The sequence below is a fragment of the Agromyces tropicus genome (assembly GCF_039531345.1).
Taxonomy (GTDB): Bacteria; Actinomycetota; Actinomycetes; order Actinomycetales; family Microbacteriaceae; genus Agromyces; species Agromyces tropicus.
In genome coordinates this window covers 95,002-120,224 of the sequence record NZ_BAAAPW010000001.1, presented here as the reverse complement: position 1 = coordinate 120,224, position 25,223 = coordinate 95,002, and the positions used below count along the sequence as shown (strand labels likewise).

The 25,223-nt window shown below is 71.4% G+C and carries 22 protein-coding genes; 1 reads left to right on the top strand and 21 read right to left on the bottom strand.

Annotated features, from left to right (window positions below; translation table 11 throughout):
* Window positions 1–20: 20 nt before the first annotated feature.
* From dnaE to ABD230_RS00485, 21 genes are all read right to left on the bottom strand, one after another.
* Entirely contained in the window at window positions 21–3,491 is a 3,471-nt protein-coding gene (dnaE, locus tag ABD230_RS00585; RefSeq protein WP_425546187.1) for a DNA polymerase III subunit alpha, read from the bottom strand.
* A 139-nt stretch (window positions 3,492–3,630) separates the two neighbouring features.
* Window positions 3,631–4,551 (bottom strand): RluA family pseudouridine synthase, encoded by a 921-nt coding sequence (locus ABD230_RS00580; RefSeq protein WP_344368705.1) that lies wholly within the window; start codon window positions 4,549–4,551, stop codon window positions 3,631–3,633.
* 1 nt (window position 4,552) lies between these two features.
* Window positions 4,553–5,161, bottom strand: coding sequence for a signal peptidase II (gene lspA / locus ABD230_RS00575; protein ID WP_344368704.1), 609 nt, complete (start codon window positions 5,159–5,161; stop codon window positions 4,553–4,555).
* On the bottom strand, window positions 5,151–5,822 hold the full coding sequence (locus tag ABD230_RS00570) for a DivIVA domain-containing protein (protein ID WP_344368703.1): 672 nt from the start codon (window positions 5,820–5,822) through the stop codon (window positions 5,151–5,153). Before ABD230_RS00570 ends, lspA begins: the two co-directional genes overlap by 11 nt.
* A gap of 118 nt (window positions 5,823–5,940) precedes the next feature.
* Window positions 5,941–6,258 carry a YggT family protein gene (locus ABD230_RS00565; protein WP_344368702.1) on the bottom strand — a complete coding sequence of 106 codons (318 nt, stop codon included), beginning with the start codon at window positions 6,256–6,258 and terminating at the stop codon, window positions 5,941–5,943.
* Between the two features lie 10 nt (window positions 6,259–6,268).
* Window positions 6,269–6,748, bottom strand: coding sequence for a cell division protein SepF (locus tag ABD230_RS00560; RefSeq protein WP_344368701.1), 480 nt, complete (start codon window positions 6,746–6,748; stop codon window positions 6,269–6,271).
* 36 nt (window positions 6,749–6,784) lie between these two features.
* Window positions 6,785–7,456, bottom strand: coding sequence for a YggS family pyridoxal phosphate-dependent enzyme (locus ABD230_RS00555; protein ID WP_344368700.1), 672 nt, complete (start codon window positions 7,454–7,456; stop codon window positions 6,785–6,787).
* 46 nt (window positions 7,457–7,502) lie between these two features.
* Window positions 7,503–8,699 (bottom strand): cell division protein FtsZ, encoded by a 1,197-nt coding sequence (gene ftsZ / locus ABD230_RS00550; protein WP_344368699.1) that lies wholly within the window; start codon window positions 8,697–8,699, stop codon window positions 7,503–7,505.
* Window positions 8,700–8,846: 147 nt separating this feature from the next.
* The gene (locus ABD230_RS00545) at window positions 8,847–9,809 is read right to left on the bottom strand and encodes an FtsQ-type POTRA domain-containing protein (protein ID WP_344368697.1); all 963 of its coding nucleotides are present in this window, start codon (window positions 9,807–9,809) and stop codon (window positions 8,847–8,849) included.
* A 133-nt stretch (window positions 9,810–9,942) separates the two neighbouring features.
* Window positions 9,943–11,349 carry a UDP-N-acetylmuramate--L-alanine ligase gene (gene murC, locus ABD230_RS00540; RefSeq protein ID WP_344368696.1) on the bottom strand — a complete coding sequence of 469 codons (1,407 nt, stop codon included), beginning with the start codon at window positions 11,347–11,349 and terminating at the stop codon, window positions 9,943–9,945.
* 43 nt (window positions 11,350–11,392) lie between these two features.
* On the bottom strand, window positions 11,393–12,493 hold the full coding sequence (murG, locus tag ABD230_RS00535) for an undecaprenyldiphospho-muramoylpentapeptide beta-N-acetylglucosaminyltransferase (protein WP_344368695.1): 1,101 nt from the start codon (window positions 12,491–12,493) through the stop codon (window positions 11,393–11,395).
* On the bottom strand, window positions 12,490–13,746 hold the full coding sequence (gene ftsW, locus ABD230_RS00530; RefSeq protein ID WP_344368694.1) for a putative lipid II flippase FtsW: 1,257 nt from the start codon (window positions 13,744–13,746) through the stop codon (window positions 12,490–12,492). The genes murG and ftsW overlap by 4 nt, the downstream gene beginning before the upstream one ends.
* Complete coding sequence (murD, locus tag ABD230_RS00525) at window positions 13,703–15,259, bottom strand: UDP-N-acetylmuramoyl-L-alanine--D-glutamate ligase (protein ID WP_344368693.1); 1,557 nt, start codon at window positions 15,257–15,259, stop codon at window positions 13,703–13,705. The genes ftsW and murD overlap by 44 nt, the downstream gene beginning before the upstream one ends.
* The gene (mraY, locus tag ABD230_RS00520; protein WP_344368691.1) at window positions 15,244–16,338 is read right to left on the bottom strand and encodes a phospho-N-acetylmuramoyl-pentapeptide-transferase; all 1,095 of its coding nucleotides are present in this window, start codon (window positions 16,336–16,338) and stop codon (window positions 15,244–15,246) included. Before mraY ends, murD begins: the two co-directional genes overlap by 16 nt.
* Complete coding sequence (locus ABD230_RS00515; RefSeq protein ID WP_344370089.1) at window positions 16,335–17,747, bottom strand: UDP-N-acetylmuramoyl-tripeptide--D-alanyl-D-alanine ligase; 1,413 nt, start codon at window positions 17,745–17,747, stop codon at window positions 16,335–16,337. The genes mraY and ABD230_RS00515 overlap by 4 nt, the downstream gene beginning before the upstream one ends.
* Complete coding sequence (locus ABD230_RS00510) at window positions 17,744–19,288, bottom strand: Mur ligase family protein (RefSeq protein ID WP_344368690.1); 1,545 nt, start codon at window positions 19,286–19,288, stop codon at window positions 17,744–17,746. Before ABD230_RS00510 ends, ABD230_RS00515 begins: the two co-directional genes overlap by 4 nt.
* Before the next feature lie 13 nt (window positions 19,289–19,301).
* Window positions 19,302–21,071, bottom strand: coding sequence for a peptidoglycan D,D-transpeptidase FtsI family protein (locus ABD230_RS00505; protein ID WP_344368689.1), 1,770 nt, complete (start codon window positions 21,069–21,071; stop codon window positions 19,302–19,304).
* 92 nt (window positions 21,072–21,163) lie between these two features.
* Complete coding sequence (gene ftsL / locus ABD230_RS00500) at window positions 21,164–21,742, bottom strand: cell division protein FtsL (RefSeq protein WP_344368688.1); 579 nt, start codon at window positions 21,740–21,742, stop codon at window positions 21,164–21,166.
* On the bottom strand, window positions 21,739–22,692 hold the full coding sequence (rsmH, locus tag ABD230_RS00495) for a 16S rRNA (cytosine(1402)-N(4))-methyltransferase RsmH (RefSeq protein WP_344368686.1): 954 nt from the start codon (window positions 22,690–22,692) through the stop codon (window positions 21,739–21,741). Before rsmH ends, ftsL begins: the two co-directional genes overlap by 4 nt.
* A 107-nt stretch (window positions 22,693–22,799) precedes the next feature.
* Complete coding sequence (gene mraZ / locus ABD230_RS00490) at window positions 22,800–23,231, bottom strand: division/cell wall cluster transcriptional repressor MraZ (RefSeq protein WP_344370088.1); 432 nt, start codon at window positions 23,229–23,231, stop codon at window positions 22,800–22,802.
* 422 nt (window positions 23,232–23,653) lie between these two features.
* A complete protein-coding gene (locus tag ABD230_RS00485; RefSeq protein WP_344368684.1) occupies window positions 23,654–24,037 on the bottom strand; it encodes a DUF3040 domain-containing protein in 384 nt (127 codons plus the stop codon).
* A gap of 76 nt (window positions 24,038–24,113) precedes the next feature.
* On the opposite strand from ABD230_RS00485, the gene ABD230_RS00480 reads away from it, so the two are divergent.
* A complete protein-coding gene (locus ABD230_RS00480) occupies window positions 24,114–25,220 on the top strand; it encodes a polyprenyl synthetase family protein (protein ID WP_344368683.1) in 1,107 nt (368 codons plus the stop codon).
* Window positions 25,221–25,223 lie beyond the last annotated feature (3 nt).

The window sequence follows — 25,223 nt, the reverse complement described above, 5'->3', positions numbered from 1 at the left end:
GGCGATCGCTCGACGTGACGTCACGCGAGGCAGTTCGGTCCGAGCAGGCTCTTCAGCTCGCCGTAGAAGTCGGCGCTCACGGTCACCGGGTACGGCAGCTCGAAGACGCGTGCCGTCCGCCCCTTCGTCAGTTTCAACCGGACCTCGGTGTCGCCGCGGTGCCGGATGAGCACGTCGCCGAGCGCGGTGATCGTGTCGGTCGTCGCCCGGACGTCGGGCAGCGAGATGACCACCGGGCCGCCCTCGTCGCCCTGCCCCACCTCGGGCTCGAAGACGCTGTAGGCGTGCAGGTTCATGCCGTCGTCGCGCAGGCTCACGCGACCGCGGACCACGACGATCGAGTCGCCCTTCAGCGCCGGTGCGAACTCCTGGTACGCCTTGCCCATGAACATCACGGTGATCTCGCCCGAGAAGTCCTCGACCTGGATCATGCCGTACTGGTTGCCGGACTGGCGGGCCACGCGGTGCTGGACGCTCGTGACCAGCCCGGCGATCGTCGCGACGTCGCCGTCCTGCGTGCCGTCCGAGCTCATCAGGTCGGTGATCGTCGTCGACGCGTGCTTGGCCAGGGTCGCCTCGAGGCCGGCGAGGGGGTGGTCCGAGACGTAGAGCCCGAGCATCTCGCGCTCGAACGCCAGCTTGTCGCGCTTGGCCCACTCCGGGCGATCGGGCACGGGCGAGGGGGCGGCCTCCTTCTCGTGCTCCTCGAACAGGCTGTCGAAGTCGAACCCGACGTCGCCGTTCTCCTCCGCGCGCTTCTCCTTCACGGCGGCCTCGACGGCGCCCTCGTGGATCTCGACGAGGGCGCGGCGCGTGTGGCCGAGCGAGTCGAAGGCGCCCGCCTTCACGAGCGACTCGACCGTCCGCTTGTTGGCGGCCTGGCTGGGCACCTTCTTGAGGAAGTCGTGGAACGACTCGAAGCGCCCCTTGGCCTCGCGCGCAGCTCGGACGCCGTCGACGACGTTGAAGCCGACGTTGCGCACGGCGCCCAGTCCGAAGCGGATGTCGTCGCCGACGGCGGCGAAGTACTTCGTCGACTCGTTCACGTCGGGCGGGAGCACCTTGATGCCCATGCGGCGGCACTCGTTGAGGTAGAGCGCGAGCTTGTCGCGCGCGTCGCCGACGCTCGTGAGCAGGGCCGCCATGTACTCGGCCGGGTAGTGGGCCTTGAGGTACGCGGTCCAGTAGCTGAGCACCCCGTAGGCCGCGGAGTGCGCTTTGTTGAACGCGTAGTCGGAGAACGGCAGCAGGATGTCCCAGAGCGTCTTCACCGCCGCCTCGGAGTAGCCGTTCGCCTTCATGCCGCCGGAGAAGCCCTCGAACTGCTTGTCCAGCTCGGACTTCTTCTTCTTGCCCATCGCACGGCGGAGGATGTCGGCCTGGCCGAGACTGAAGCCGGCGACCTTCTGCGCGATGGCCATGACCTGCTCCTGGTAGATGATCAGGCCGTAGCTGGTGTCGAGGATGTCGCGCAGCGGCTCCTCGAGCTCGGGGTGGATCGGCGTGATCGGCTGCAGGCCGTTCTTGCGCAGCGCGTAGTTGATGTGCGAGTTCGCGCCCATCGGACCCGGCCGGTACAGGGCGATGACGGCCGAGATGTCCTCGAAGTTGTCGGGCTTCATCTGCCGGAGCAGCGACCGCATCGGCCCGCCGTCGAGCTGGAAGACACCGAGCGTGTCGCCGCGGGAGAGCAGCCGGTAGGCCTCGACGTCGTCGAGCGGGAGGTCCTCGAGGACTGGGCGGTGGCCGCGGTTCGCCTCGATGTTGTCGAGCGCGTCGTCGATGATGGTGAGGTTGCGCAGCCCCAGGAAGTCCATCTTGATGAGCCCGAGCGACTCGCATGCGGGGTAGTCGAACTGCGTGACGATCTGGCCGTCCTGCTCCCGCTTCATGATCGGGATGATGTCGATCAGCGGCTCGCTCGACATGATGACGCCTGCGGCGTGCACACCCCACTGGCGCTTGAGGTTCTCGAGCCCGAGCGCCGTGTCGAAGACGGTCTTCGCCTCGGCGTCCGTCTCGATGAGGGCGCGGATGTCGCCGGCCTCCTTGTAGCGCGGGTGGTCCGTGTCGAGGATGCCCGAGAGCGGGATGTCCTTGCCCATGACGGCGGGCGGCATGGCCTTGGTGAGCTTCTCACCCATCCCGAACGGGAAGCCGAGCACGCGGCTGGAGTCCTTGAGGGCCTGCTTCGCCTTGATCGTGCCGTAGGTGACAATCTGCGCGACGCGCTCGTCGCCGTACTTCTCGGTCACGTACTTGATGACCTCGCCGCGACGACGCTCGTCGAAGTCCACGTCGAAGTCGGGCATCGAGACGCGGTCGGGGTTCAGGAACCGCTCGAAGATGAGGCCGTGCTGCAGCGGGTCGAGGTCGGTGATCCGCATGGCGTACGCCGCCATCGAGCCGGCGCCCGAGCCGCGGCCCGGGCCCACGCGGATGCCGTTGCGCTTGGACCAGTTGATGAAGTCGGCGACGACGAGGAAGTAGCCCGGGAAGCCCATCTGGCTGATGACGCCGACCTCGTAGTCCGCCTGACGTCGGACCTCATCGGGGATCCCGCCGGGGTAGCGCTCGTGCAGCCCCGTCTCGACCTCCTTGACGAACCAGCTCTGCTCGTCCTCGCCCTCGGGCACCGGGAAGCGCGGCATGTAGTTCGCGCTCGTGTTGAACTGCACGTCGCAGCGCTCGGCGATGAGCAGCGTGTTGTCGCACGCCTCGGGGTGGTCGCGGAACACGTGTCGCATCTCGGCGGCCGACTTCAGGTAGAACTCGTCGGCGTCGAACTTGAACCGGTTGGGGTCGTCCAGCGTCGAGCCCGACTGCACGCAGAGCAGCGCGGCGTGGCTCTTGGCGTCGTGCGCGTGCGTGTAGTGCAGGTCGTTCGTGGCGACGAGCGGCAGGCCGAGCTCCTTCGCGAGCCGGAGCAGGTCGTCCATGATGCGCTTCTCGATGCCGAGCCCGTGGTCCATCACCTCGGCGAAGAAGTTCTCCTTGCCGAAGATGTCGCGGAACTCGGCGGCCGCCTGGACGGCCTCGTCGTACTGCCCGAGCCGCAGTCGCGTCTGGACCTCGCCCGACGGGCACCCGGTCGTGGCGATCAGTCCCTTCGAGTACGTCTGCAGCAGCTCGCGGTCCATGCGCGGCTTGAAGTAGTACCCCTCGATCGAGGCGCGGCTCGAGAGCCGGAACAGGTTGTGCATGCCCTCCGTGGTCTCGGAGAGCAGCGTCATGTGCGTGTAGGCCCCCGAGCCCGACACGTCGTCGCCGCCGCCGTTGCCCCACCGCACGCGCGTCTTGTCGCTGCGATGGGTGCCCGGCGTGAGGTACGCCTCGGTGCCGATGATGGGCTTCACCCCGGCATCCGTCGCCTGCTTCCAGAAGTCGAACGCGCCGAAGACGTTGCCGTGGTCGGTCATCGCCACGGCGGGCATGCCCTCCGCCGCGGCGGCCTTCATCAGCTCGCCGACCCGGGCCGCCCCGTCGAGCATCGAGTACTCGGAATGGACGTGCAGGTGGACGAAGGAGTCGGCGGCCACAGGGCTCCTCTTCGGTGGTGCTGCGAGCGGGTGCGGGGTGCTTGCAGTCTATTGGCGACCACCGGCACGGTGGCCGCTCGAGGCAGGCGTTTCAGTCGCCGGAGAGCACGTCGAGCGCGTGCTGCAGGTCGGCCGGGTAGTCCGACTCGTAGGTCGACCACTCCCCCGTGCCCGGGTGCACGAACGAGAGCTGCTTCGCGTGCAGCCACTGGCGGGTGAGGCCCAGCCGGGCGCTCAGCGTCGGGTCGGCGCCGTACATCGTGTCGCCCGCGCACGGATGCCGCTGCGCCGACATGTGCACGCGGATCTGATGGGTCCGCCCGGTCTCGAGGTGGATCTCGAGCAGCGACGCGTACGGGAACGCCTCGATGGTCTCGTAGTGGGTCACGGCGTGCTTGCCGTCGACCGTCACGGCGAACCTCCACTCGGACCGCGGATGCCGCCCGACCGGGGCGTCGATCGTGCCCGCGAGCGGGTCCGGATGCCCCTGCACGACCGCGTGGTAGACCTTCTCGACCTCGCGGTCGTGGAAGGCGCGCTTCAGCATCGTGTACGCGTACTCGGACTTCGCGACGACCATGAGGCCGCTCGTGCCGGCGTCGAGCCGGTGCACGACGCCCTGGCGCTCCGGCGCGCCGGAGGTCGAGATGCGGTAGCCGGCCGCCGCGAGCGCCCCGACCACGGTCGGGCCCTCCCAGCCGAGCGACGGGTGCGCGGCGACGCCGGCCGGCTTGTCCACGACCACGATCTCGTCGTCGTCGTGCACGATGCCGAGGTCGGGCACGGGGATCGGCTCGACCTCGAGCGTGCGCGGCGGCGCCCAGGTCACCTCGAGCCAGCCGCCGGCGCGGAGCTTGTCGGACTTGTCGACGGCGCGCCCGTCGAGGCTGGCGCCGCCGGATGCCGCGATCTCGGCCGCCTGCGTGCGGGAGAACCCGAGCAGCTTCGCCAGGCCCGCGTCGACGCGGACGCCGTCGAGCCCGTCGGGGACGGGCAGCGAGCGGTGCTCCATCTCAGGACTCGCGAGCGAGCTCGGCCGGAGCGCCGCCGCGGGCGTCGCGGCCCGGCGTCTCCGCCTCGGCGGAGCCGGTGTCGCCCTCGCCGGGCTTCACGGGCCGGGAGCCGTCGAGGCCGATCCCCCGGATCGTCAGGATCATGAAGAGGATCATGCTCGAGACGATCGCGATGTCCGCGACGTTGTAGATCGCCGGCAGCATCCACGGCGTCGAGATGAAGTCGATCACGTGCCCGATGCCGAAGCCGGGCTCGCGGAGCAGCCGATCGGTGAGGTTCCCGAGCACGCCGCCGAGCAGCAGGCCGAACACGAGGGCCCAGGCGATGGAGCGGATGCGGCGGGCGAACCAGATGATGAACGTGATCACCCCGGCCGCGAGGATCGTGAAGACCCAGGTCATGCCGCTCGCGATGGAGAACGCGGCGCCGGGATTCCGGACGAACTGCCACTGCAGCACGCCGCCGAGGACGGGGACGGTCTCGCCCTCGGCGAGCGTGGTGACGACGAAGTGCTTGCTGACCTGGTCGATGCCGTAGACCGTGATCGCGACGCCGACCAGGATCAGCAGTGCGGTGACGCCGAACCTGGCCCGGCGCTCAGCCTCCAAAGCCCTGGAAGGTCGGTGCGGGCTGCTCGCCGCTCACGCCCTGCGCGGGGAAGCCGGCACCGCCGACCTGGACCGGCTGGGCGGTGTCGAGCTCGCGCAGCTGGCCCTCGATGTAGCTCTTGAGCTTCGCGCGGTAGTCCCGCTCGAAGACGCGGAGCTCGTCGACGCGCTTCTCGAGCGCGACGCGCTCCTGGTCGAGGATGCCCATCTGCGCACGCTGCTTGGCCTCGGCCTCGGCGACGATGCGCGCGGCGGTCGCGTGGCCCTCGGCGATCAACGCGTCGCGCTTCTCGACGCCCTCGCGCACGTGCTCCTCGTGCAGGCGGCGCGCGAGCTGCAGCAGGTTCGTGGTGCTGGTCTGCTCGTCGATCTCGGACTGCGGCGCGGCCGTCTGGGTCGGCACGGCCACGGTCGGCGCGGCGGGCGCCGGCTCGGCGTACGTCTGCGCGGGAGCCGGCGCAGCCGGGGCTCCGGCACCGTCGGCGGCGCGGGACTCGGCCGCGGCCAGTCGCTGGCGCAGCTCCTCGTTCTCCTGGTTCAGTCGACGCAGTTCGACGACCACCTCGTCGAGGAAGTCATCGACCTCGTCCTGGTCGTAGCCCTCGCGGAACTTCGTCGCCTGAAAGCGCTTGTTGACCACATCTTCCGGAGTTAGCGCCATGGCTTCCCATCCCTCTGAATCTGTCGAACGGTTCGATCACGTTCTGCTAACGGTAGCAAAGAGAACCTCACGGTCGCAGTGAGGTCCGTCGCACGGCGCGCCCCGCGCGCAACTCGCGTCAGGCCGACGCGGCGGCCCCCGCCGCGAGCCACGAGACGACGGTCATGGCGATGATCACCACGAGCATCGCCACGCTCCAACCGAGGTCGAGCGCGACCTGCCCGAGCCGGATCGGCGGGATCAACCGGCGGAAGAACCGGACCAGCGGATCCGTCACGGTGTACACGGCCTCGACGAGCACCAGCACGAAACCCCGCGGTCGCCACGATCGGTTGAACGTCCGCACCAGGTCGAGGACGAACCGCGCCCACATCACGAAGAAGTAGATGAGGAGGAGCGTGTAGACGAGGTTCCAGACGACGGCGAGTGCGCTCACGTCCGCGAGTCTACGCGTGCGAGAAGAACGAGGCGTCCACGTCGCCCTCGCTCTCGCCGGCCTCCCCGGAGACCACCACGTGCGACGGCGAGAGCAGGAACACCTTGCTCGTGACGCGTTCGATCTTGCCGTAGAGGCCCTGCGACAGGCCGCTGGCGAAGTCGATCAGCCGGCGCGCATCGGCGTCCGACATCTGGGACAGGTTGATGATCACCGGCACGCCCTCGCGGAACGACTCGGCGATCACCTGGGCGTCTCGGTACTGGCGCGGGTGCACCGTGAGGATCTCGTTCATGTCCGCCTGCGGGGGTGTCGTCGGTTGCACGTGGTGCTTTCGGAGCGGGGTGACGGCAGCGCCGCCCTTGGGGGCGGGCGTCGGCGCCGCGTGCACGACCGGGGCCGGCGTCGCGGCGGCCGGCGGGGTCTCGGGCTCGAGCTCCTCGTCGGCGAGTCCCAGGTAGACCATGGTCTTCTTCAGCGGGTTCGACATCGCTGCCTCCGTCAGAGTGGTTCCGTGATTCCGAGGCTAGCCTCCGGTCGGACGCTTCCCCGTGATTGCCGTGCCGATGCGAAGGTGTGTCGCACCCTCCAGGATCGCGTCGCGATAGTCGTGCGACATCCCCATGGACATCGCGACCGCCTCCGGAGCGACGCCCTGCAGCCGCTCCGAGAGCAGCCGCACGCGGGCGAACGCCGGCCGCGCGGGCTCGTCGAGCGGCGCGACGGCCATGAGCCCGAGCAATCGGATGCCCGGCGTCGCGAGTACGCGCTCCGCGAACGGGAGCAGCGCGTCCGCGGCGACGCCGCCGCGCCCGGGGTCGTCCGTGAGGTTCACCTGGATGAAGCCGTCCACGGTCGCCTCCTCGGAGCGCAGCGCGTCCACCAGCGAGTCGCGGTCGATCGAGTGGATGACCGAGGCGTACGCGCGCGCCTGTCGCGCCTTCTTGCTCTGGAGCTGCCCGACGAAGTGCCAGGTCAGCCCGAGGTCGGCGAGCGCCCGCGCCTTGGCCTGCGCCTCCTGGTGCCGGTTCTCGCCCACGTCGGTCACGCCGAGCGCGGCGAGCTCGCGGATCAACGACTCCGGCTGGAACTTCGTCACCACGACGGTCGTGAGGTCGTCGGGAGCGCGCCCCGCCTCTCGCGCGGCGTCCGCGATGCTCGCGCGCACGGCGTCGAATCGCTCGGAGAGGCCGTTCACCGGGTGCCTCCCGCCCTCGGCGGGAGGCACCCGGGAGCGCTCGCGGTCACTTGAGGAAGTCGGGGATGTCGAGGTCGTCCGCGTCGTCGCCGCCGGCGAACGCGGGATCGGAGACGATCTGGTCGGCGGTCGTACTCGCCTCGCCCCAGTTGGCGGTCTCGACGAGCTCCTCGATGTCGATCTCGGTGATCGACTCGCTCGACTCCGCCGCGACGCCCGCACCGCCGCCGGCGGCCGCACCGACCGCGGCCGGGACCGCGCTCGGCTGGCGCGCCTCGACGGTCCTCGCCTGCGGCTCGCCGCCGTCGAAGCCCGCCGCGATCACCGTGACACGCACCTCGTCGCCGAGCGTGTCGTCGATCACCGCGCCGAAGATGATGTTCGCCTCGGGGTGCACGGCCTCCTGCACGAGCCTGGCCGCGTCGTTGATCTCGAAGATGCCGAGGTTCGAGCCGCCCTGGATCGAGAGCAGCACGCCGTGCGCTCCGTCGATCGAGGCCTCCAGCAACGGGCTCGCCACCGCGAGCTCGGCGGCCTTGATGGCGCGATCCGCCCCCCTCGACGACCCGATGCCCATGAGCGCGGATCCCGCGCCCTGCATGACCGACTTGACGTCCGCGAAGTCGAGGTTGATCAGGCCGGGCGTCGTGATGAGGTCGGTGATGCCCTGGACACCGGCGAGGAGCACCTGGTCGGCGGTGGCGAACGCCTCGAGCATCGAGATGCCCCGGTCGCTGATCTCGAGGAGCCGGTCGTTCGGCACCACGATGAGGGTGTCGACCTCCTCCTTGAGTCGCGCGACGCCCTGCTCCGCCTGCGTCTGGCGCCGCTTGCCCTCGAAGCTGAACGGCTTCGTGACGACGCCGATGGTGAGCGCGCCGATCGACTTCGCGATGCGCGCGACCACCGGGGCACCGCCCGTACCGGTGCCGCCGCCCTCGCCGGCGGTCACGAAGACCATGTCGGCGCCGGCCAGCGCCTCCTCGATCTCCTCGGCGTGGTCCTCGGCGGCACGTCGTCCGACCTCGGGGTCGGCACCGGCACCGAGCCCGCGCGTGAGGTCGCGGCCGACGTCGAGCTTCACGTCGGCATCGGACATCAGCAGCGCCTGGGCGTCCGTGTTGATGGCGATGAACTCGACGCCCCTCAGTCCGAGTTCGATCATGCGGTTGACGGCGTTGACACCACCGCCGCCGATGCCGACGACCTTGATGACGGCGAGGTAGTTCTGGTTTGTCGACATGTCCGGCCCTCTCTGCGAACTCTGAACCCTAGACCTCTACTGGAAGGTTAAAGTTTTGCCGAGTATGCATTTCCTGAATCGAAGGTAGGGGGCGCCGGCAGACACCCGCCCCGGCGATCGCGGCGTGTCGCGATCCGACCGCGCCGCTCACTCCGTGACGGGGTTCAGCGGCGCCGAGACGTCGTAGCGGTCCACCACGTCGGGCGGCGCCGCCGCCATGAGGTCCTGCAGCACCGCCGCCTTGAGCGAGGACTCGTCCGCGTTGCCCCAGACGACGCTCGCGCCCGTCTCGAGCTCGAACCGGACGTCGTCGGCGGAGGCCGCGGCGACCGAGGCGATCCCCTGGCGGAGCTCCTGGGGCAGGCTGCGCAGGACCCGGCCGACGGCGCGGAACGCGGGGGCGTCGATCCCGCCCTCGACCTCGATCAGGGGCAGGCCGTCGGGTCGCTCGTCGAGCCGATCGACCACGACGCCCGCCGCATCGACCGAGACCAGGCCGCCCGACGCGTCGAGCACGCCGACGGGCGTGCGCTCGACCAGCCGGACGACGAGCGTGCCCGGCGGCACCGTCTCGATCGAGTAGGTCTCGATGAGCGGGAACGCCGAGAGCGCCTCCTGGACCTCGTCCGGTGCGATCAGCGGGAGCGGCGTGCCCATCCGGTCGTCGAAGGCCGCGCGCACGTCGGCCGCGGCGATGCGCGACGCGCCCTCGACGCGCACCTCGCGCAGCGCCATGAGCGGCGAGTACGCGACCGCGACGGCGGCGACGGCGAGTCCCACCACGGACGCGAGCACGGCGATCCACGTCGCGCGACGCAACCGGCTCCGCTTGGTGAACCGGCGGACCTCCCGCCGCTCGTACCGACGCCTGGCACGCTCCGCGGCGCCCTGCCGCCGGCGCGTCGCCCGGTCCGATGCCGTCGATCCCTCGGCCTCCGTCACGGTCGCGGTGCCCCGGGGGTCCGACGCACCGTCGCCCGACGGCGCGTCACGGGTGGTCGGAGTGCTCGCGCCGGCGCCTCCGTCCCGATCGCGCGTCCCCGTCGCACTGCGTCGCGTCGTCGATCGATCGGCCGTCGCCGTGGTCGGCAGCGCGATGGGCTCCGTCACGTCGCGGTCCGAGTCCGAACCGCGACGCGCACCCTGACGGCGCGGGGGCGCCGACGTCGTCGACGCGGCTCCGGCGGGCGGACGCGCGGGCCGGGCCCGGTCGAATCCCTGCGGCCGCTTCACCGAGCCCCGATCAGGCGTCCCGCTCGCGTTCGAGCGATCCGAGGATCTGCGGCACGATCCGGTACACGTCGCCGCAGCCGAGCGTGATGACGAAGTCGCCCTCCCGCGAGATGCGCGCGGTGTGGTCGGCCGCGTCCTGCCAGTCCGCGATGAACGCGACGTGCTCGGGGTGCGCGAACCGCTCGCTCACGAGCGCGCCGGTCACGCCGGGCTCCGGGTCCTCGCGGGCGCCGTACACGTCGAGCACCACGGTCTCGTCCGCGTACTGCTCCAGCACCTCCGCGAACTCCTTCGCGAACAGTCGCGTGCGGCTGTACAGGTGCGGCTGGTGCACGGCGATGATGCGGCCGTCGCCGACCACCGTCCGCGCCGCCGACAGCGCCGCCGCCACCTCGGTCGGGTGGTGCGCGTAGTCGTCGTACACGCTGACGCCGTCGACCACGCCGTGCAGCTCGAAGCGGCGACCGGTCCCCGCGAACCGGGCGATGCCCTCGAGCGACGCGGCGGGGTCGAACCCGAGGCCGACGAGCACCGCGAAGGCGCCGGCGGCGTTGATCGCGTTGTGGCGCCCCGGGATCCGGAGGGTCGCCTCGTAGGTCGCGCCCTCGTGGTCGATCGCGAACGACACCGGGCCCTCGGTGACGATCGAGTGCACGCGCACCGTGGCGTCCGCCGCCTCGCCGAACGTGAGCACGCGCTCGTGCGACAGCCGCTCCCGCACGCGGGTGGCGCCCGGGTCGTCCGACGAGATCACGACGAACTCGTCCGCGCGGTCGGCGAAGTCGACGAAGGCCTGCTCGAAGGCCTCGAGCGAGCCGTAGTGGTCGAGGTGGTCGGGGTCGACGTTGGTGATCAGCGCGACCGACGTGTCGTAGAGCAGGAACGAGCCGTCCGACTCGTCGGCCTCGACCACGAACAGCTCGCCCTCCCCCGAGGCCGAGCTCACGCCGAGCTCCTCGATCACGCCGCCGTTGACGAAGCTGGGGTCCGCGCCGAGCGCGAGCAGGCCGGTGATGATCATGCCCGTCGACGTGGTCTTGCCGTGCGCGCCGGCGACCGAGACGAGGCGCTGGCCGGCGATCACCGAGGCGAGCGCCTGCGACCGGTGGAGCACGGGCACGCCGCGCTCGAGCGCGAGCTGGTACTCCGGATTGTCCTGCCAGAGGGCTCCGGTGACGACGACCGTGTCGACGTCGTCGGGGAGGTGCTCGGCCGCGTGCCCGATCGCGATCGTCGCGCCGAGGTCGCGCAGGGCCTGCACGTTCGCGGAATCGCGGACGTCCGAGCCGGTGACGCGGTGGCCCGCGCCCAGCGCGAGCCGTGCGATGCCGCTCATGCCGGAGCCGCCGATGCCGACGAAGTGCACGGCGCCGAGGTCGGCGGGGATCGCGGTGGAGAGGTCGGGCTTGATCGTCACGGTGTCGCGGTGCTTCCTCGGGAGTGGATCGGTCGGTTCAACGTTACGCGCCCTCGGCGCCCGCACGGCCTCCGCCGTGCAGCGCGCCGTCGACGAGCGCGAGCATGCGGTCGGTTCCGTCGCGGGCGCCGGCGGAGACCGCGGCCCGGGCCATCCCGTCCAGCCGATCGCGGTCCGCCAGCAGCGGCACGACCTCGCGGGCGACCCACTCCGGCAGGAAGTCGGCGTCGTCGACCAGGATGCCGCCGCCCGCCTCGACGACGCCGGCGGCGTTGAACCGCTGCTCGCCGTTTCCGACGGGGTAGGGGATGTAGATCGCGGGGATGCCGAGCGCGGCGAGCTCGCTCACCGTCGCGGCCCCCGCGCGCGAGATCGCGGCGTCGGCGATCGCGAGGGCCAGGTCCATCCGGTCGGCGTACTCGACCATGCGGTAGTCGGCGACGCCCGGGTCGTCCACGTCGGACTTCGCGCCGGTGACGTGGAGCACCTGCCAGCCGGTCGACGTGAGCGCCTCCGCGCTCGCCACCATGGTCCGGTTGATCCGGCGCGCGCCCAGGGAGCCGCCGGTCGCGAGGAGCACGGGTCGGTCCGGGTCGAGGCCGAACAGCTCGGCGGCCTCGGCACGGCGCGCGGCCCGGTCGAGCGTCTCGATCTCGTGTCGCAACGGCATGCCGACGAACTCCGCGTGCGGGAGCGGCGTGCCCTCGAACGCGACGCCCACCCGCTCGGCGAAGCGCGCGCCGAGTCGGTTGGCGAGGCCGGGGCGGGCGTTCGCCTCGTGGATCGCGACCGGCACGCCCGAGCGGCGTGCGGCGAGGTAGGCGGGCGTGGACACGTACCCGCCGAACCCCACGACGACGTCGACGCCGCGATCCGCGATCATCTCCCGGACGTCGGCGATCGAGCGCCGGAACCGCGACGGGAACCGGAGCGCCGCGCCGTTGGGCCGCCGCGGGAACGGGACCTTCTCGATCGTCAGCAGCTCGTACCCGCGCGCCGGCACGAGTCGGGACTCGAGGCCCTCGGCCGTGCCGAGCACCAGCACCTCGGACTCCGGGTCGCGCTCGCGGATCCGGTCGGCGACGGCGAGCAGCGGGTTCACGTGGCCGGCGGTGCCACCGCCGGCGAGGAGGTACGTCGTCATCGGGTGCGCGCCGCCTTCGAGGAGCGCGGCGCGCGGCGTGCACCGGACTTCGCCGATGCGCGCGCCGGCACGGCGGGGTCGCGCGCCACCGAGAGCACCACGCCGAGCGCGAAGAGGGTCGTGAGCAGGGCGGTGCCACCGGCCGACACGAGCGGCAGCGGGACACCGAGGACGGGGAAGACGCCGAGCACGACACCGATATTGACACATGCCTGCCCGACGACCCAGACGAGCACGGCCGCCGAGACCGTGCGTCCGAACGGCGTCGCCGCCGAGCGCATGATCCGCGAGAGGGCGATCGCGAGCACGACGAACAGGCCGATCACGACGACCGCGCCGATCAGCCCGAGCTCCTCGCCGATGATCGCGAAGATGAAGTCGTTGTCCGCGGCCGGCAGCCAGGACCACTTCGCCGCGGAGTTGCCGAGGCCCACGCCGAAGATGCCGCCGTTGGCCATCGCGAACGTGCCGTGCTGGATCTGCCAGCAGTCGCCGAGGTTGTAGCGCGTGCAGTCCTCCTCGAGGAACGCCGTGATGCGCCGCATGCGGCTCTCGCTGGAGACCGCCACGAGCGTGAAGGCGGCCGCGCCGAACAGCACCGGCACCGCCAGCAGCCGCAGCGGAACGCCGATGAGGAACAGCGTGCCGAGCAGCATGGCGGCCATGACCATGACGGTCCCGAGGTCGCCGCCCAGCAGCACCAGCCCGATCGCCCCGCCGCCGACGAGCAGGATCGGCATGAGGCCCTGCCCGAAGTCTCCGAGGTGATCCTGCTTCTTCGTCACGATGAGGCCGAGCCACAGCACGAGCGAGACCTTGATGAGCTCCGACGGCTGGAACTGCACCGGTCCGAGATTCAGCCAGTTCGTGTTGCCGCCGACCTCGACGCCGAGCGGGGTCGCGACGACGAGCAGCTGCAGCACGCACGCGACGCCGAGCGCCAGCCACGCGATGCGCTTCCAGAACGCCTCCGGCATCCGCCCGGCGAGCAGCATGACGGGCACGCCGATGAGCGCGTACGTCGCCTGCTGGGCCGCGCGCGAGGTGAAGTCGCCGTCGTTCGCGAGCGCCGACTCGACCTGCGACGACGAGAGCACCATGACCAGGCCGAGGATCACCAGGAAGAGCACGGTGCCGAGCAGCAGGAAGTAGTCCTTCGACTCGGGTCGGAACGCGCCGAGCCGGATCCGGGCCGCGAGCCCGGAGCGCTCAGCCTTCTTCGCCGGCTTGGTCGTCCGAGGCGGGCTGGTCATGCCCCTCCCCTCCGAGCCGGGCGCGGACGGCATCGTGGAAGCGCCGGCCGCGGTCGGCGTAGTCCGCGAACTGGTCCATGGATGCCGCCGCGGGCGCGAGCAGGACGGTGTCGCCGTCCTCCGCGACCGAGGCCGCGAGGGCGACCGCGTCGGGCATCACGCTCTCAGTGTCATCCGCCTCGACCTCGAACAGGGGCAGTCCGGGCGCGTGTCGGCGGAACGCCTCGACCAGCGCCGCGCGATCGGCGCCGATGACCACCGCCGCCCGCAGTCGCGGGGCGTGGCGCCGAACGAGCTCGTCGGCGTCCACGCCCTTCAGCAGGCCCCCCACGATCCAGACGACGGGGCTGAAGGCGCGCAGGGACGCCTCGGCGGCGTGCGGGTTGGTCGCCTTCGAGTCGTCGATCCAGCGGATGCCGCCGTCGACGGCCACGGTCTCGATCCGGTGCGCGTCGAGCCGGAAGCTCGCGAGCGCGTCGTGGATCACGCCGACGGGCACGTCGATCGATCGCGCGAGCGCCGATGCGGCGAGGATGTTCGCGACCACGTGCGGGACGGCGAGTCCCCGCGGCTCGAGCTCCTCGAGCGTGGTCAGCTCGAGCGCCGCGGTCCGCCGTTCCTCGAGGAAGGCGCGGTCGCAGAGGATCCCGTCGACCACGCCGAAGTCGCTCGGCCCCGGGGTGTCGAGGCCGAACCCGATCGCTCGGGCGCCCTCCTCCACCTCGGCGTCCTCGACCATGGCCATGGTGGCCTCGTCCGCGCGGTTGTACACGCACGCGACCTTCGTGTTGGCATAGACCTTCGCCTTCGCACCGCGGTACGCCTCCGGCGAGCCGTGCCAGTCGAGGTGGTCGTCGGCGAGGTTGAGGCAGACGCTCGCGACCGGGTGCACGGCGCCCGGCCCCGCGGTCGGCAGGTGGTGCAGCTGGAAGCTCGACAGCTCGACCACGAGCACGTCGAAGCCGAGCGGGTCGCGCACCGCGTCGAGCACAGGGACGCCGATGTTGCCGCACGGTGCCACCCGCACCCCGTTCGCGGCGATGAGCGTCGCCGCCAGCTGGACCGTCGTCGTCTTGCCGTTCGTGCCGGTCACGAGCATCCACTCCGACGGCGTCACCTTGTCGCGCACGCGCCAGGCCAGTTCGATGTCGCCCCAGACCGGCACGCCCTGCTCCGCCGCCCACGTCAGCAGCGGGTGATCGGGCCGGAACCCGGGCGAGACGACCACGAGGTCGGGGACGGATGCCGTGAGCTCGTCGGGCACGACGTCGAGCTGGTCGACGACGAACCCGACGCCGATCACGTCCAGGATGCGGGCGCGTTCGTCATCGGGCGTCGCGGCGTAGACGGTGACCCGCGAGCCGAGCTCCGCGAGGGTGTCGGCCACGGCGAAACCCGTGACCCCGAGTCCGAGGACGGCGACCCGGAGGTCGCGCCAGCCCTCGGCGTGCCAGCTGGTCAGGCCGTCGAGGCGTGCCGCCCCGGCCCTGGCATCCGTCAACTCTGCAGCCATTCGAAGTAGAACCAGCCCACGCCGGCCGCGACGAACAGGCCCGCGATGATCCAGAACCGGACCACGATCGTGACCTCGGCCCAGCCCTTGAGCTCGAAGTGGTGGTGGATCGGGCTCATCAGGAAGATCCGCTTGCCGCCCGTGACCTTGAAGTACGCCCGCTGCACGATGACCGAGCCCGTCTCGATGACGAACAGGCCGCCGACGAGGAGCAGCAGGAGCTCCGTCTGGCTCGTGATCGCGAGCGCCGCGAGCGCGCCGCCGAGCGCGAGAGATCCCGTGTCGCCCATGTAGATGTGCGCGGGGTTCGTGTTCCACCAGAGGAAGCCGACGACGGCGCCCACGATGGCCGTGGCCACGATGGCCAGGTCGAGCGGGTCGCGGACGTCGTAGCAGCGATACGCGTCGCTCGGGTTCAGGTTCTCGCCGAAGCAGGACTGGTTGAACTGCCAGAAGCCGATGATGATGAACGACCCGATCGCGAGGATCGAGGCGCCCGACGCGAGGCCGTCGAGGCCGTCCGTGACGTTCACGCCGTTGGACGCGGCCGCCGTGATGAACACGATCCAGACGATGTAGACGATGATCCCGACCACGGTGCCGAACACCATGAAGTCCAGCGGGAGGTCCCGGATGAACGAGATCTTGGTGGTCGCGGGCGTCGCGCCCTGCTCGTTCGGGAACTGCAGCGCGAGCAGTGCGAACACTGCGGCCACGACGGTCTGGCCCGCGATCTTCGCCCAGCCGCCGAGGCCGAGGCTCTGCTTCTTCCGCGTCTTCAGGAAGTCGTCGACGAAGCCGACGAGGCCCAGGCCGACCATCATGAACAGCACGAGGAGCCCGGACGCGGTCGGGCCGTCCCCCACCAGGAAGATCGCCACGAAGTAGCCGAACAGCGTGCCGAGGATGAAGATGATGCCGCCCATCGTGGGCGTGCCGCGCTTGACGTGGTGCGTCTTCGGACCGTCGTCTCGGATGAACTGACCCCACCCGAGGCGCGTGAAGAGCCGGATGAACAGGGGTGTCAGGAACAGGGTGAACGAGAGCGACAGGGCTCCGGCGGTCAGAAGTGCTCTCACGCGAACCATTCTCCCAGTCGGTCGCCGAGGTGGCGGAGGCCCGCCGAGTTCGACGATTTCACGAGCACGGTGTCCCCCGGACGGGCCATCCCGGTCACGAGGTCGAACGCCTCGTCCGCGGACTCGACGTAGGCGGACTCGCCGTCCCACGACCCCTCGTTGATCGCGCTGATGTGCAGGCGTCGCGCGCCCTCGCCGACCACCACGAGCTGCGAGATGCCGAGGCGGACCGCGAGCAGCCCGATCCGGTCGTGCTCGTCGCCCGAGAACTCGCCGAGCTCGCTCATCTCGCCGAGCACCGCGATCGTGCGGGCGCCCTCCCGCTTGACCTGGGCGAGCGTCTTCAGCGCAGCCGCCATGGAGTCGGGGCTCGCGTTGTAGGCGTCGTTGATGACCGTGATGTCGTCCCGTCCGCCCATGACCTCCATCCGCCACTGCTCGGCGAGGGTCACCTGCTCGAGGCCGGCGACGATCGTCGCGAGCGGCACGCCGAGCTCCAGCGCGGCGGCGGTCGCCGCCAGGGCGTTCATGACGTGGTGCTCGCCGAGCACCGAGAAGCGGACCCGCGCCGACTCGCCGCCGGGCACCGTCACCGTGAACTCCGTGCCGCGCGCGTGCACGACGATGTCCGTCGCGCGCACATCGGCCCGCTCGCCGAGCCCGAACCGCACGACGCGCGCCGCGGTGCGCTCCGACATCGGGGCCACGCGCGGGTCGTCGACGTTCAGCACCGCGACATCCGTCGGGAGGAGGTCGGTGACCATCTCGGACTTCGCCAGCACGGTCTTCTCGATGCCGCCGAACTCGCCCGCGTGGGCCAGCCCGACCTTCAGCACGATGCCGACGTCCGGCCGGGCCATCCGGATCAGGCGCGAGATCTCGCCGACGCCGGACGCCCCCATCTCGGCGACGAGGAACTCGGTGTCCTCGGTCAGCTCGAGCATCGTGGTCGGCGCCCCGACCTCGTTGTTGTAGCTCTTGCGCGCGGCCACCGTGGGGCCGACCTGCTCGAGGACGGTGCGGAGCAGGTTCTTCGTGGTCGTCTTGCCGTTCGACCCCGTCACGCCCACGATCCGCAGGCGGCCGAGTTCCCGCACCCGCCGCACGACTTCCGTCGCCAGCGCGCCCAGGGCGTCGACGGAGTCCTCGACCACGACCTGCGCGACCGGCAGGTCGAGCGGGTGCTCGACGACGAGCAGCGCCGCGCCGCGCTCGGCGGCGCCGGGGGCGAACCGATGGCCGTCGTCGAACTCGCCGCGCTTGGCGACGAACACGCCGCCGCGCTCGACCTCGCGCGAGTCGGTCGTCACCGCGCCGGTCACGACCGTCTCGGGGCCGGCGTCGGAGCCGCCGGCCTCGAATCTGCCGCCGGTCGCCGCCGCGATCTCGGACATGGTCAGCGCGATCACTCGAGCCACCCCGCTTCCTGCAGTGCCAGCCGGGCGTCGTCCCGGGCCGAGTACGGATGCTTCACGCCCGCGACCTCCTGGTAGTCCTCGTGTCCCGGACCGGCGTAGAGCACCGCGTCGCCCTCGCCGACGAGCGCGAGCGCCGCGCGGAACGCGGCTCGCTGGTCGGCGATCTCGTGGATCTCGCGGTCCGGCACGGCGGCACGGGCACCCGCGATGAGGGCGGCGCGGATCGCCGCGGGGTCCTCCCAGCGCGGGTGGAAGTCGGTGATGACGAGCGCGTCCGCCCCACGGGCGGCGATGGCGCCCATCTCGGCGCGCTTGGTCGTGTCGCGGTCCCCGTCGGCGCCGAAGACCATCACCACGCGGCCGCCGGTCGTACGGCGGATCGCGTCCAGCGCCTGCGCGAACGCGTCCGGCGTGTGGCCGTAGTCGATGTAGACGACCGGGCCGCGCTCGCCCGAGACGCGCTCGGTGCGTCCCGGGATGTAGGCCTCGATGCCGTCCTCGGCGACCGCGGCGGCGATGAGGTCGAGGTCGTGCCCGGCCTCGACGAGCATCACGATCGCGAGCGCGGCGTTCGCGGCGTTGTAGCGGCCGATGAGCGGCACGCGGGTCTCGAGCGAGCGGCCCTCGGGCCCGTCGAGGCGGAACGCGGTGTGCGTGGGCGCCTCCTCGAGCACGTGCAGGTGCCAGTCCGCGTCGACCCCGTCGACGGTCGCGAGCGTGGACACCGGGATCCGGGACTCCGCGACGAGCCGGTCGCCCCACGCCGAGTCCACCGTGACGACGCCGCGACGCGCCCGCTCGGGAGTGAAGAGCTCCCGCTTGGCGTCGAAGTACTCGAGCATCGACGCGTAGTCGTCGAGGTGGTCGTGCGACAGGTTGGTGAAGCCGACGACGTCGAACACGATGCCGTCGACGCGATGGCGGCTGAGCGCCTGCGCCGAGACCTCGATGCCGACCGCGCGCACGTCGACCTCTCGCATGCGGGCGAGCAGGGCGTGCAGCTCGCTCGCCTCCGGCGTCGTCAGCGAGCTCGTGACGGCCTCGTCGCCGATGCGGCGCTCGGCCGTCGAGGTCAGGCCGGCGATGACGCCGAGCTGGCGGAGGATCCCGTAGAGGAGGTAGACGACGCTCGTCTTGCCGTTCGTGCCGGTCACGCCGAACAGGGTCGCCGGGTTCTCGGCGGTGCGATGGATCCACGCCGCGACCTCGCCGAGGGCGGCGCGCGCGTCCGGCGTCACGAGGACGGGAAGCCCGGCGTCCGCGGCGCGCTCGGCGCCGGCGGCATCCGTCAGCAGGGCCACCGCGCCGTTCGCGGCCGCCTGGGCGGCGTAGTCGGCGCCGTGCGCGTTGCGCCCCGGCACGCCGACGTAGAGGTCGCCTCCGTGGACCGCGCCCGAGGCGATCGCGACGCCGGTCACGTCGAGGTCGTCGATCCCGCCGCGCACCTCGAACCCGAACGCATCGGCGAGGCCGCGGAGCGATCGAGGGCTCGGGTGCTGCGGCCGGAGTGCCGTGGGAGGCGATCCGGTCACGAACCCAACTTTCTCACCAGGTGGCTGGCAGCTCGGGCGCCTGGGCGCCGGATGGAACCGTCCGATACTTCTTCAGCACCTGACTCATCACCTGCTGGAAGACAGGAGCCGATGCGGCGGACGAGTTCATCTTAACGGGGTTCATGATGCTCACCGAAACGACGAACTCGGGGTCGTCGGCCGGGGCGAAGCCCGAGACCGAGACCAGGTAGCCCGCCTGGTAGCCGCCGTTGCCGTCCGGCACCTGCGCCGTGCCGGTCTTGGCGGCGACGCGGTAGCCCGGGATGTTCCACTGGTCGGCCAGCCAGCCGTGCAGGTACACCTGCTCCAGCATCTCGCTCGTCTCGTCGGCGGCCTTCTCGGAGACGACGCGACGCCCCTCGTCGGACGCCGCCTCGGTGAGCGTGCCGTCCGGCTGGCGGCATCCCTCCACGAGCGTCACCGGCATCCGCACGCCGCCGTTCGCGAGCGTCTGGTAGACGCTGGCGATCTGGATCGCCGTCGTGGTCAGGCCCTGGCCGAACATGGTCGCGTACTTGGTCTGGTTGTCCCACTCGTCGGGACCGCCGTGCAGGTCGCCCCCGGACTCCCCCGCGAACCCGACCTCGGACGGGCTGCCGAGCCCGAAGTCGACCATGTCCTGGTAGCGCCGCTCGTCGCTCACCCGCTCGCCGAACATCGACATCGCGGTGTTCGAGGAATCGATGAGCATGCCCGTCATCGTGTAGTTCTCCGGGCCGTGGTAGTGGCTGTCGTTGATGTTCGCGCCGTTCGGCGGCAGGTAGCGGAAGTCGGCGGTGACGCCGCTCGTCGGCGAGCCCTCCCCCGCGTCGATGACGGATGCCGACGTCAGCGCCTTGAAGGTCGAACCCGGCTCGAACGGCGCGGTGAACGCCCGCGACCCGCGATCGTCGGCGTCGACCGAGCTCGGCGAGTTCGGGTCGACGGTGGGCACGTCGGCGACGGCGAGCAGCCTGCCCGTCTTCGCCTCCATGACGGTCACGGTCGCCCAGTCGGCGCCGGTCTCGGCGACCCGTGCGGCCGCGACGCGCTGCACGAAGTACTGCAGGTCGGAGTCGATGGTGAGCTGCAGGTCGCCGCCGTCGTGGGCCGTCGTGTTCACGACCTCCGAGCCGGGGATCGCGACCCAGTCCTTGAGGCTGTGCAGCCAGGTCATCTCGCCGTCCTCGCTCGCCAGGCACGCGTCCTCCGAGTACTCGAGTCCCGCGCCGGGCTCGCCCTCCTCGGTGACGAACCCGATCAGGTTGCCCGCCACCGCCCCGTTCGGGTAGCGACGGCTCGGCACCTCCTCGGAGTAGACGAACGGGATGCCGAGCGCCTTCACGCGCTCGTAGACATCGGTGTCGACCCGCTTGGCGATGTACGCGAAGTCGGCCTTCGGGTCGTCGGCGAGCTCGCCGTCGATCTGGGTGCGCAGTTCGGCCCCAGTCCGGCCGATGACCTCCCCGAGCTCGGCGAGGGCCTCGTCCCGTGCGACGTCGACCGTGCCGCCGTCGGCCGCCTCGCGCTCGAACGACTCGGTCGCCATGGCCTGCTTGGGCGACAGCGTGATGTTGTAGCGCATCACGCTCTCGGCGAGCACGGTGCCGTTCGCGTCGAGGATCGCGCCCCGCTCGCCGTAGATCACGTCGGTCTCGCTGCGGACGTCCTTCGACGCCTCGTTGAGCTCGGCCGCGCGCACCACCTGGATGTCGACGAGGCGGACGACGAACCAGCCGACCATGAGGACGAGGGCCAGGCCCGCGGCGACGATTCGTCGCATCGGGTGGCGGCTCACGCGGTTCATCGGCTGGTTCGCTCCGTCTCGTGCTCCGGCGGTCCGGGTGTGTGGTGGGTCGTGATCCGGTGGGACCGTCAGTGCGTCGCGGGGGTCGGCAGCCCGTCGGTCAGCGCGGGCGGCGCGGCCGGCGTCCCATCCGCCGGCGAGTCCGGCTTGCCCCCCTCGCCCTTCGCAGTCTCCGCCTGCGGCTGCTCGGTGACGAGCGGCACGCCGTCGATCAGCGCATTCGGCACGAGCGCCGCCGAGGACGCCGCACCGCCGGCCGCGGCCGTCGGGTCGCCGAGGACGGCGCCGTCGGAGAGGCGCAGGTAGACGGGGTCGGAGTTCGGGACCATGCCGAGCGCCTCGGCGTTCGCCGCGAGGAACTGCGGCGACTCGAGCCGGTCGAGGTCGTCGGAGAGCTTCTGCTGCTCGCGCTGGAGCTGCGCCTGCTTCTGCAGCTCCGCATCGAGTTCGTACGCACCCTGCGTCATCGCGATCGACAGCAGCAGCTGCACGACGGCGATCGCCCCGATGGAGGCGAGGGCGACCACGGCGTACGCGAGCCGCGGTCGCGCGCGACGCGCGCCCGGCTCGGGCGCCGGGCGGAGCCGCCGCGCGGGCGCGGGGGCCGACCGCCTGGCGGGTCGGGTCTGGGCCGGCAGTGCGCTCACGACGGCCTCCTCACTCGTTCTGCGGCGCGCAGTCGCACCGGCTTGGCACGCGGGTTCTCCGCCTGCTCGGACTCGCTCGCGAGTTCGGCACCCCGGACGAGGAGCTTGAACTGCGGGCGGTGCTCCGGGAGCTCCATCGGCAGCCCGGGGGGTGCGGTGGAGGTGGATGCCGCGGCGAGGACCCGCTTCACGAGCCGGTCCTCGAGCGACTGGTACGACAGCACGACGATGCGGCCGCCGACGGCGAGGAGGTCGAGCGCGGCCGGCAGCGCCTGCTCGAGCACCGACAGCTCCTCGTTGACCTCGATCCGGAGCGCCTGGAACACGCGCTTCGCGGGGTGTCCCGCACGCTGCACGGCCGCGGGCGTCGCCGCCTGCAGCACGTCGACGAGGCGGCCCGACCGGGTGATCGGCTCCTCGGCGCGCGCCCGCACGATCGCCCTCGCGTACCGCGCGGCGAGCTTCTCCTCGCCGTAGTCGCGGAAGATCCGGCGGAGGTCCTCCTCCGAGTACTCCGCGATCACGTCGGCGGCGGTGCGTCCGCGCGTCGGGTCCATGCGCATGTCGAGCGGGGCGTCCTTCGCGTACGCGAAGCCGCGCTCCGCGCGGTCCAGCTGCAGCGACGAGACGCCGAGGTCGAAGAGCACGGCGTCGACCTCGCGAACCCCCTCGCCGCGGACGGCGGCCTCGATGCCGTCGTACACGGTGTGGACGAACCTCGCGCGGTCGCCGAACGGCGCGAGCCGTTCCCGGGCGATGCGGATGGCGTCGGTGTCGCGGTCGAGCCCGATCGCGGTCGCGCCCGGGAAGCGCTCGAGCACGGCGCGGGCGTGCCCGCCCATGCCGAGCGTCGCGTCGACGTAGACCGCACCCTCGCGCTCGAGCGCCGGGGCGAGCAGTTCGAGCGTCCGCTCGAGCATCACCGGCGTGTGGATCCGTTCGATGTCCATGGTCTCCCTCTCTCCCTCCGTGCCCTCCGGGTCCCGATCCCCATCCGTTCGTCCTGCTGCGGGGAAGTGCAGCAGGCTCGCACGGCTGGGAGTCGGGGCCAGGGGACTCAGAGGAGTCCGGGAATCACCTCCTCCGCCGTCTCCGCGAAGGCCGCCTCCTGCTCGGCGAGGTACGTCTGCCACGCCGTCGCATCCCAGATCTCCACCCGGTTTCCCGCGCCGATGACCGTGAGGTCCCGGTCGAGCCCCGCGTACGTGCGGAGGTTGGCGGGGATGGTGACCCGATGCTGCTTGTCGGGGGTCTCCGCAGAGGCCCCGGAGAGGAAGACGCGCATGTAGTCGCGCGCCTGCTTGCTCGTGACGGGGGCTTGGCGGATCTTCTCGCTCATGGTCTCGAACTCCCGCGCGCTGAACACGTAGATGCAGCGCTCCTGACCACGCGTGAGCACGAGGCCGTTCGACAACTCCTCCCGGAATTTGGCCGGAAGAATGACGCGACCCTTCTCATCGAGCTTCGGTTCGTAGCTTCCGAGGAACATCACGTCACCCCCATCCTCCGGCCAGGAACCCAGGTGCGGGCCCCACTTTACTCCACTCCCCTCCACCCGACAACGACATTGCCGTGTTCCGGTGCGTCGGGACTCAGTGCGGGCCCGGATTCTCAGGCTTCTCGAAGGTGGAGGGAAGTGGATGCCCGGTGGGCGCGAACGCGCCTCCCGACGCGCGCGGGATCGCTCCCGGCCCGGCTGCGGGCCGCTCGGCGACCGCTCCGCGGAGCGGAACGGAGCTTCGCGGGAGGCGGGGTGGTGCGAAGTGGAGGGGGCTCGGGGATCGAGGTGGGGGGCCGTGGACCGGGACGCCGGTCATCCGAGCCGAGCGGGCCGGCTCATCCGCATCCGGACACGAGGAACGGGCCGATCGATGATCGGCCCGTCGGTCGTTTCGTCTCAGTCGGCGGCGCTCAGTCGCGGCCCTCCTGGCGACGGTCCCAGCGCTCGTTGAGGCGGTCCATGAACCCGGTCTGGGCCTTGGCGGGCTTGGCCGCTCCGCCTCGCACCGAACCGCCGGACGCGGCTCGCCGGCGCTTGGACGGCGTGATCGCGACGAGGACCCCCACGAACATCAGCGCGAAGCCCAGCACGCCCACGATCAGCAGCTGCGACGCGACGCCGCCGATGAGTGCGCCGGCACCCGCCACGGCGAGGAGGACCCCGAGCACGATGGCCCGGTAGTTGGGGCGACCACGGCCGCCGCCTCCGACCGTCGCGACGAAGTCGGCGTCGTTCTTGTAGAGGTTCCGCTCCATCTCCTCGAGAAGGCGTTGCTCCTGCTCCGAAAGCGGCATCTCATTCCCCTCAATTCTCGGGACCGACGCTTCGTGAGGCCATTCTAGTCCTCTGCGCCGTCGCTAGGCTAGGCAGGTGGTCCCTGCTCCCCGACTCGCCGATGCGGTGAACGAACGCCTCGAGGAGTTCCTCGCCGACCGTGCCTCCATTCTCCGCTCCATCAGCGACGACCTTGACCCGCTGGCCGGGTTTTCGAAGGCGTTTCTCAGCGGCGGCAAGCGCTTCCGTGCGCGCTTCTGCAGCCTCGGCTTCGATGCGGTCCGCGGATCGCGACGCGAGGCCCCGGACGCCGGCGCCGAGCGCTACGCCGTCGTCTCGGCATCCGCGGCACTCGAGGTGTTCCACGCCGCCGCACTCGTCCACGACGACCTGATCGACAACTCCGACACCCGGCGCGGCGCGCCGTCCGCCCATCGCGTGTTCGAGGGACGCCACGTGGAGGGCGGCTGGACCGGCAGTGCCGAGGAGTACGGACGGGCCACCGCGATCCTCCTCGGCGACCTCCTGCTCGGCTGGAGCGACGAACTGCTCGACGAGGGCCTCGCCGGGCTGCGCGATCGCGGAGCGTCCCGGGCGACCCGACTCGAGTTCAACCGCATGCGCACCGAGGTCACGATGGGCCAGTACCTCGACATCCTCGAGGAGCGCGCATGGCTGACCCGGCCCGAGGAGGACCAGCGCGCCCGCGCCGAGCGCGTCGTCGTCTACAAGTCGGCGAAGTACAGCATCGAGTCGCCGCTCGCGATCGGCGCCGCGATCGCCGGCGGCTCCGGCCGCCAGGTCGAGGCGCTGCGCGAGTTCGGGCTGCCGCTCGGGATCGCCTTCCAGCTGCGCGACGACCTGCTCGGGGTCTACGGCGACCCCGCCGTCACCGGCAAGCCGGCGGGCGACGACCTCCGCGAGGGCAAGCGCACCGTGCTGGTCGCCATCGCGCGGGCGCGACTGTCGTCCGGCCAGCGTCGGCTCCTCGACGAACTCCTCGGCGACCCGGGCCTGGACGCGGACCAGGTGCGGGTGCTGCAGCGCACGATCCGCGAGTGCGGGGCCGTCGACGAGGTGGAGGCCGTCATCGAGGCCGAGACCGACCGCGCGCTGGCCGCGCTCGAGTCGCGGGACCTCGACCGCGAGGCCGCGCGGGACCTCGCCGACCTCGCGCGCGCCGTCACGCGTCGCGAGCGCTGAACG

Bases quoted from the DNA above. Each gene is read 5' to 3' on its own strand.
- murD (WP_344368693.1), bottom strand. From the start codon at position 15,259: ATGGCTGCAGAGTTGACGGATGCCAGGGCCGGGGCGGCACGCCTCGAC.
- ABD230_RS00485 (WP_344368684.1), bottom strand. From the start codon at position 24,037: ATGCCGCTTTCGGAGCAGGAGCAACGCCTTCTCGAGGAGATGGAGCGG.
- murG (WP_344368695.1), bottom strand. From the start codon at position 12,493: ATGACGACGTACCTCCTCGCCGGCGGTGGCACCGCCGGCCACGTGAAC.
- ABD230_RS00505 (WP_344368689.1), bottom strand. From the start codon at position 21,071: ATGCGACGAATCGTCGCCGCGGGCCTGGCCCTCGTCCTCATGGTCGGC.
- rsmH (WP_344368686.1), bottom strand. From the start codon at position 22,692: ATGGACATCGAACGGATCCACACGCCGGTGATGCTCGAGCGGACGCTC.
- dnaE (WP_425546187.1), bottom strand. From the start codon at position 3,491: ATGCTCGACGGGGCGGCCCGGGTCGGCGAGCTGATGAAGGCCGCCGCG.
- ABD230_RS00570 (WP_344368703.1), bottom strand. From the start codon at position 5,822: ATGGCGCTAACTCCGGAAGATGTGGTCAACAAGCGCTTTCAGGCGACG.
- ftsZ (WP_344368699.1), bottom strand. From the start codon at position 8,699: ATGTCGACAAACCAGAACTACCTCGCCGTCATCAAGGTCGTCGGCATC.
- ftsW (WP_344368694.1), bottom strand. From the start codon at position 13,746: ATGACCAGCCCGCCTCGGACGACCAAGCCGGCGAAGAAGGCTGAGCGC.
- ABD230_RS00560 (WP_344368701.1), bottom strand. From the start codon at position 6,748: ATGTCGAACCCGCTGAAGAAGACCATGGTCTACCTGGGACTCGCCGAC.
- ABD230_RS00580 (WP_344368705.1), bottom strand. From the start codon at position 4,551: ATGGAGCACCGCTCGCTGCCCGTCCCCGACGGGCTCGACGGCGTCCGC.
- mraZ (WP_344370088.1), bottom strand. From the start codon at position 23,231: ATGTTCCTCGGAAGCTACGAACCGAAGCTCGATGAGAAGGGTCGCGTC.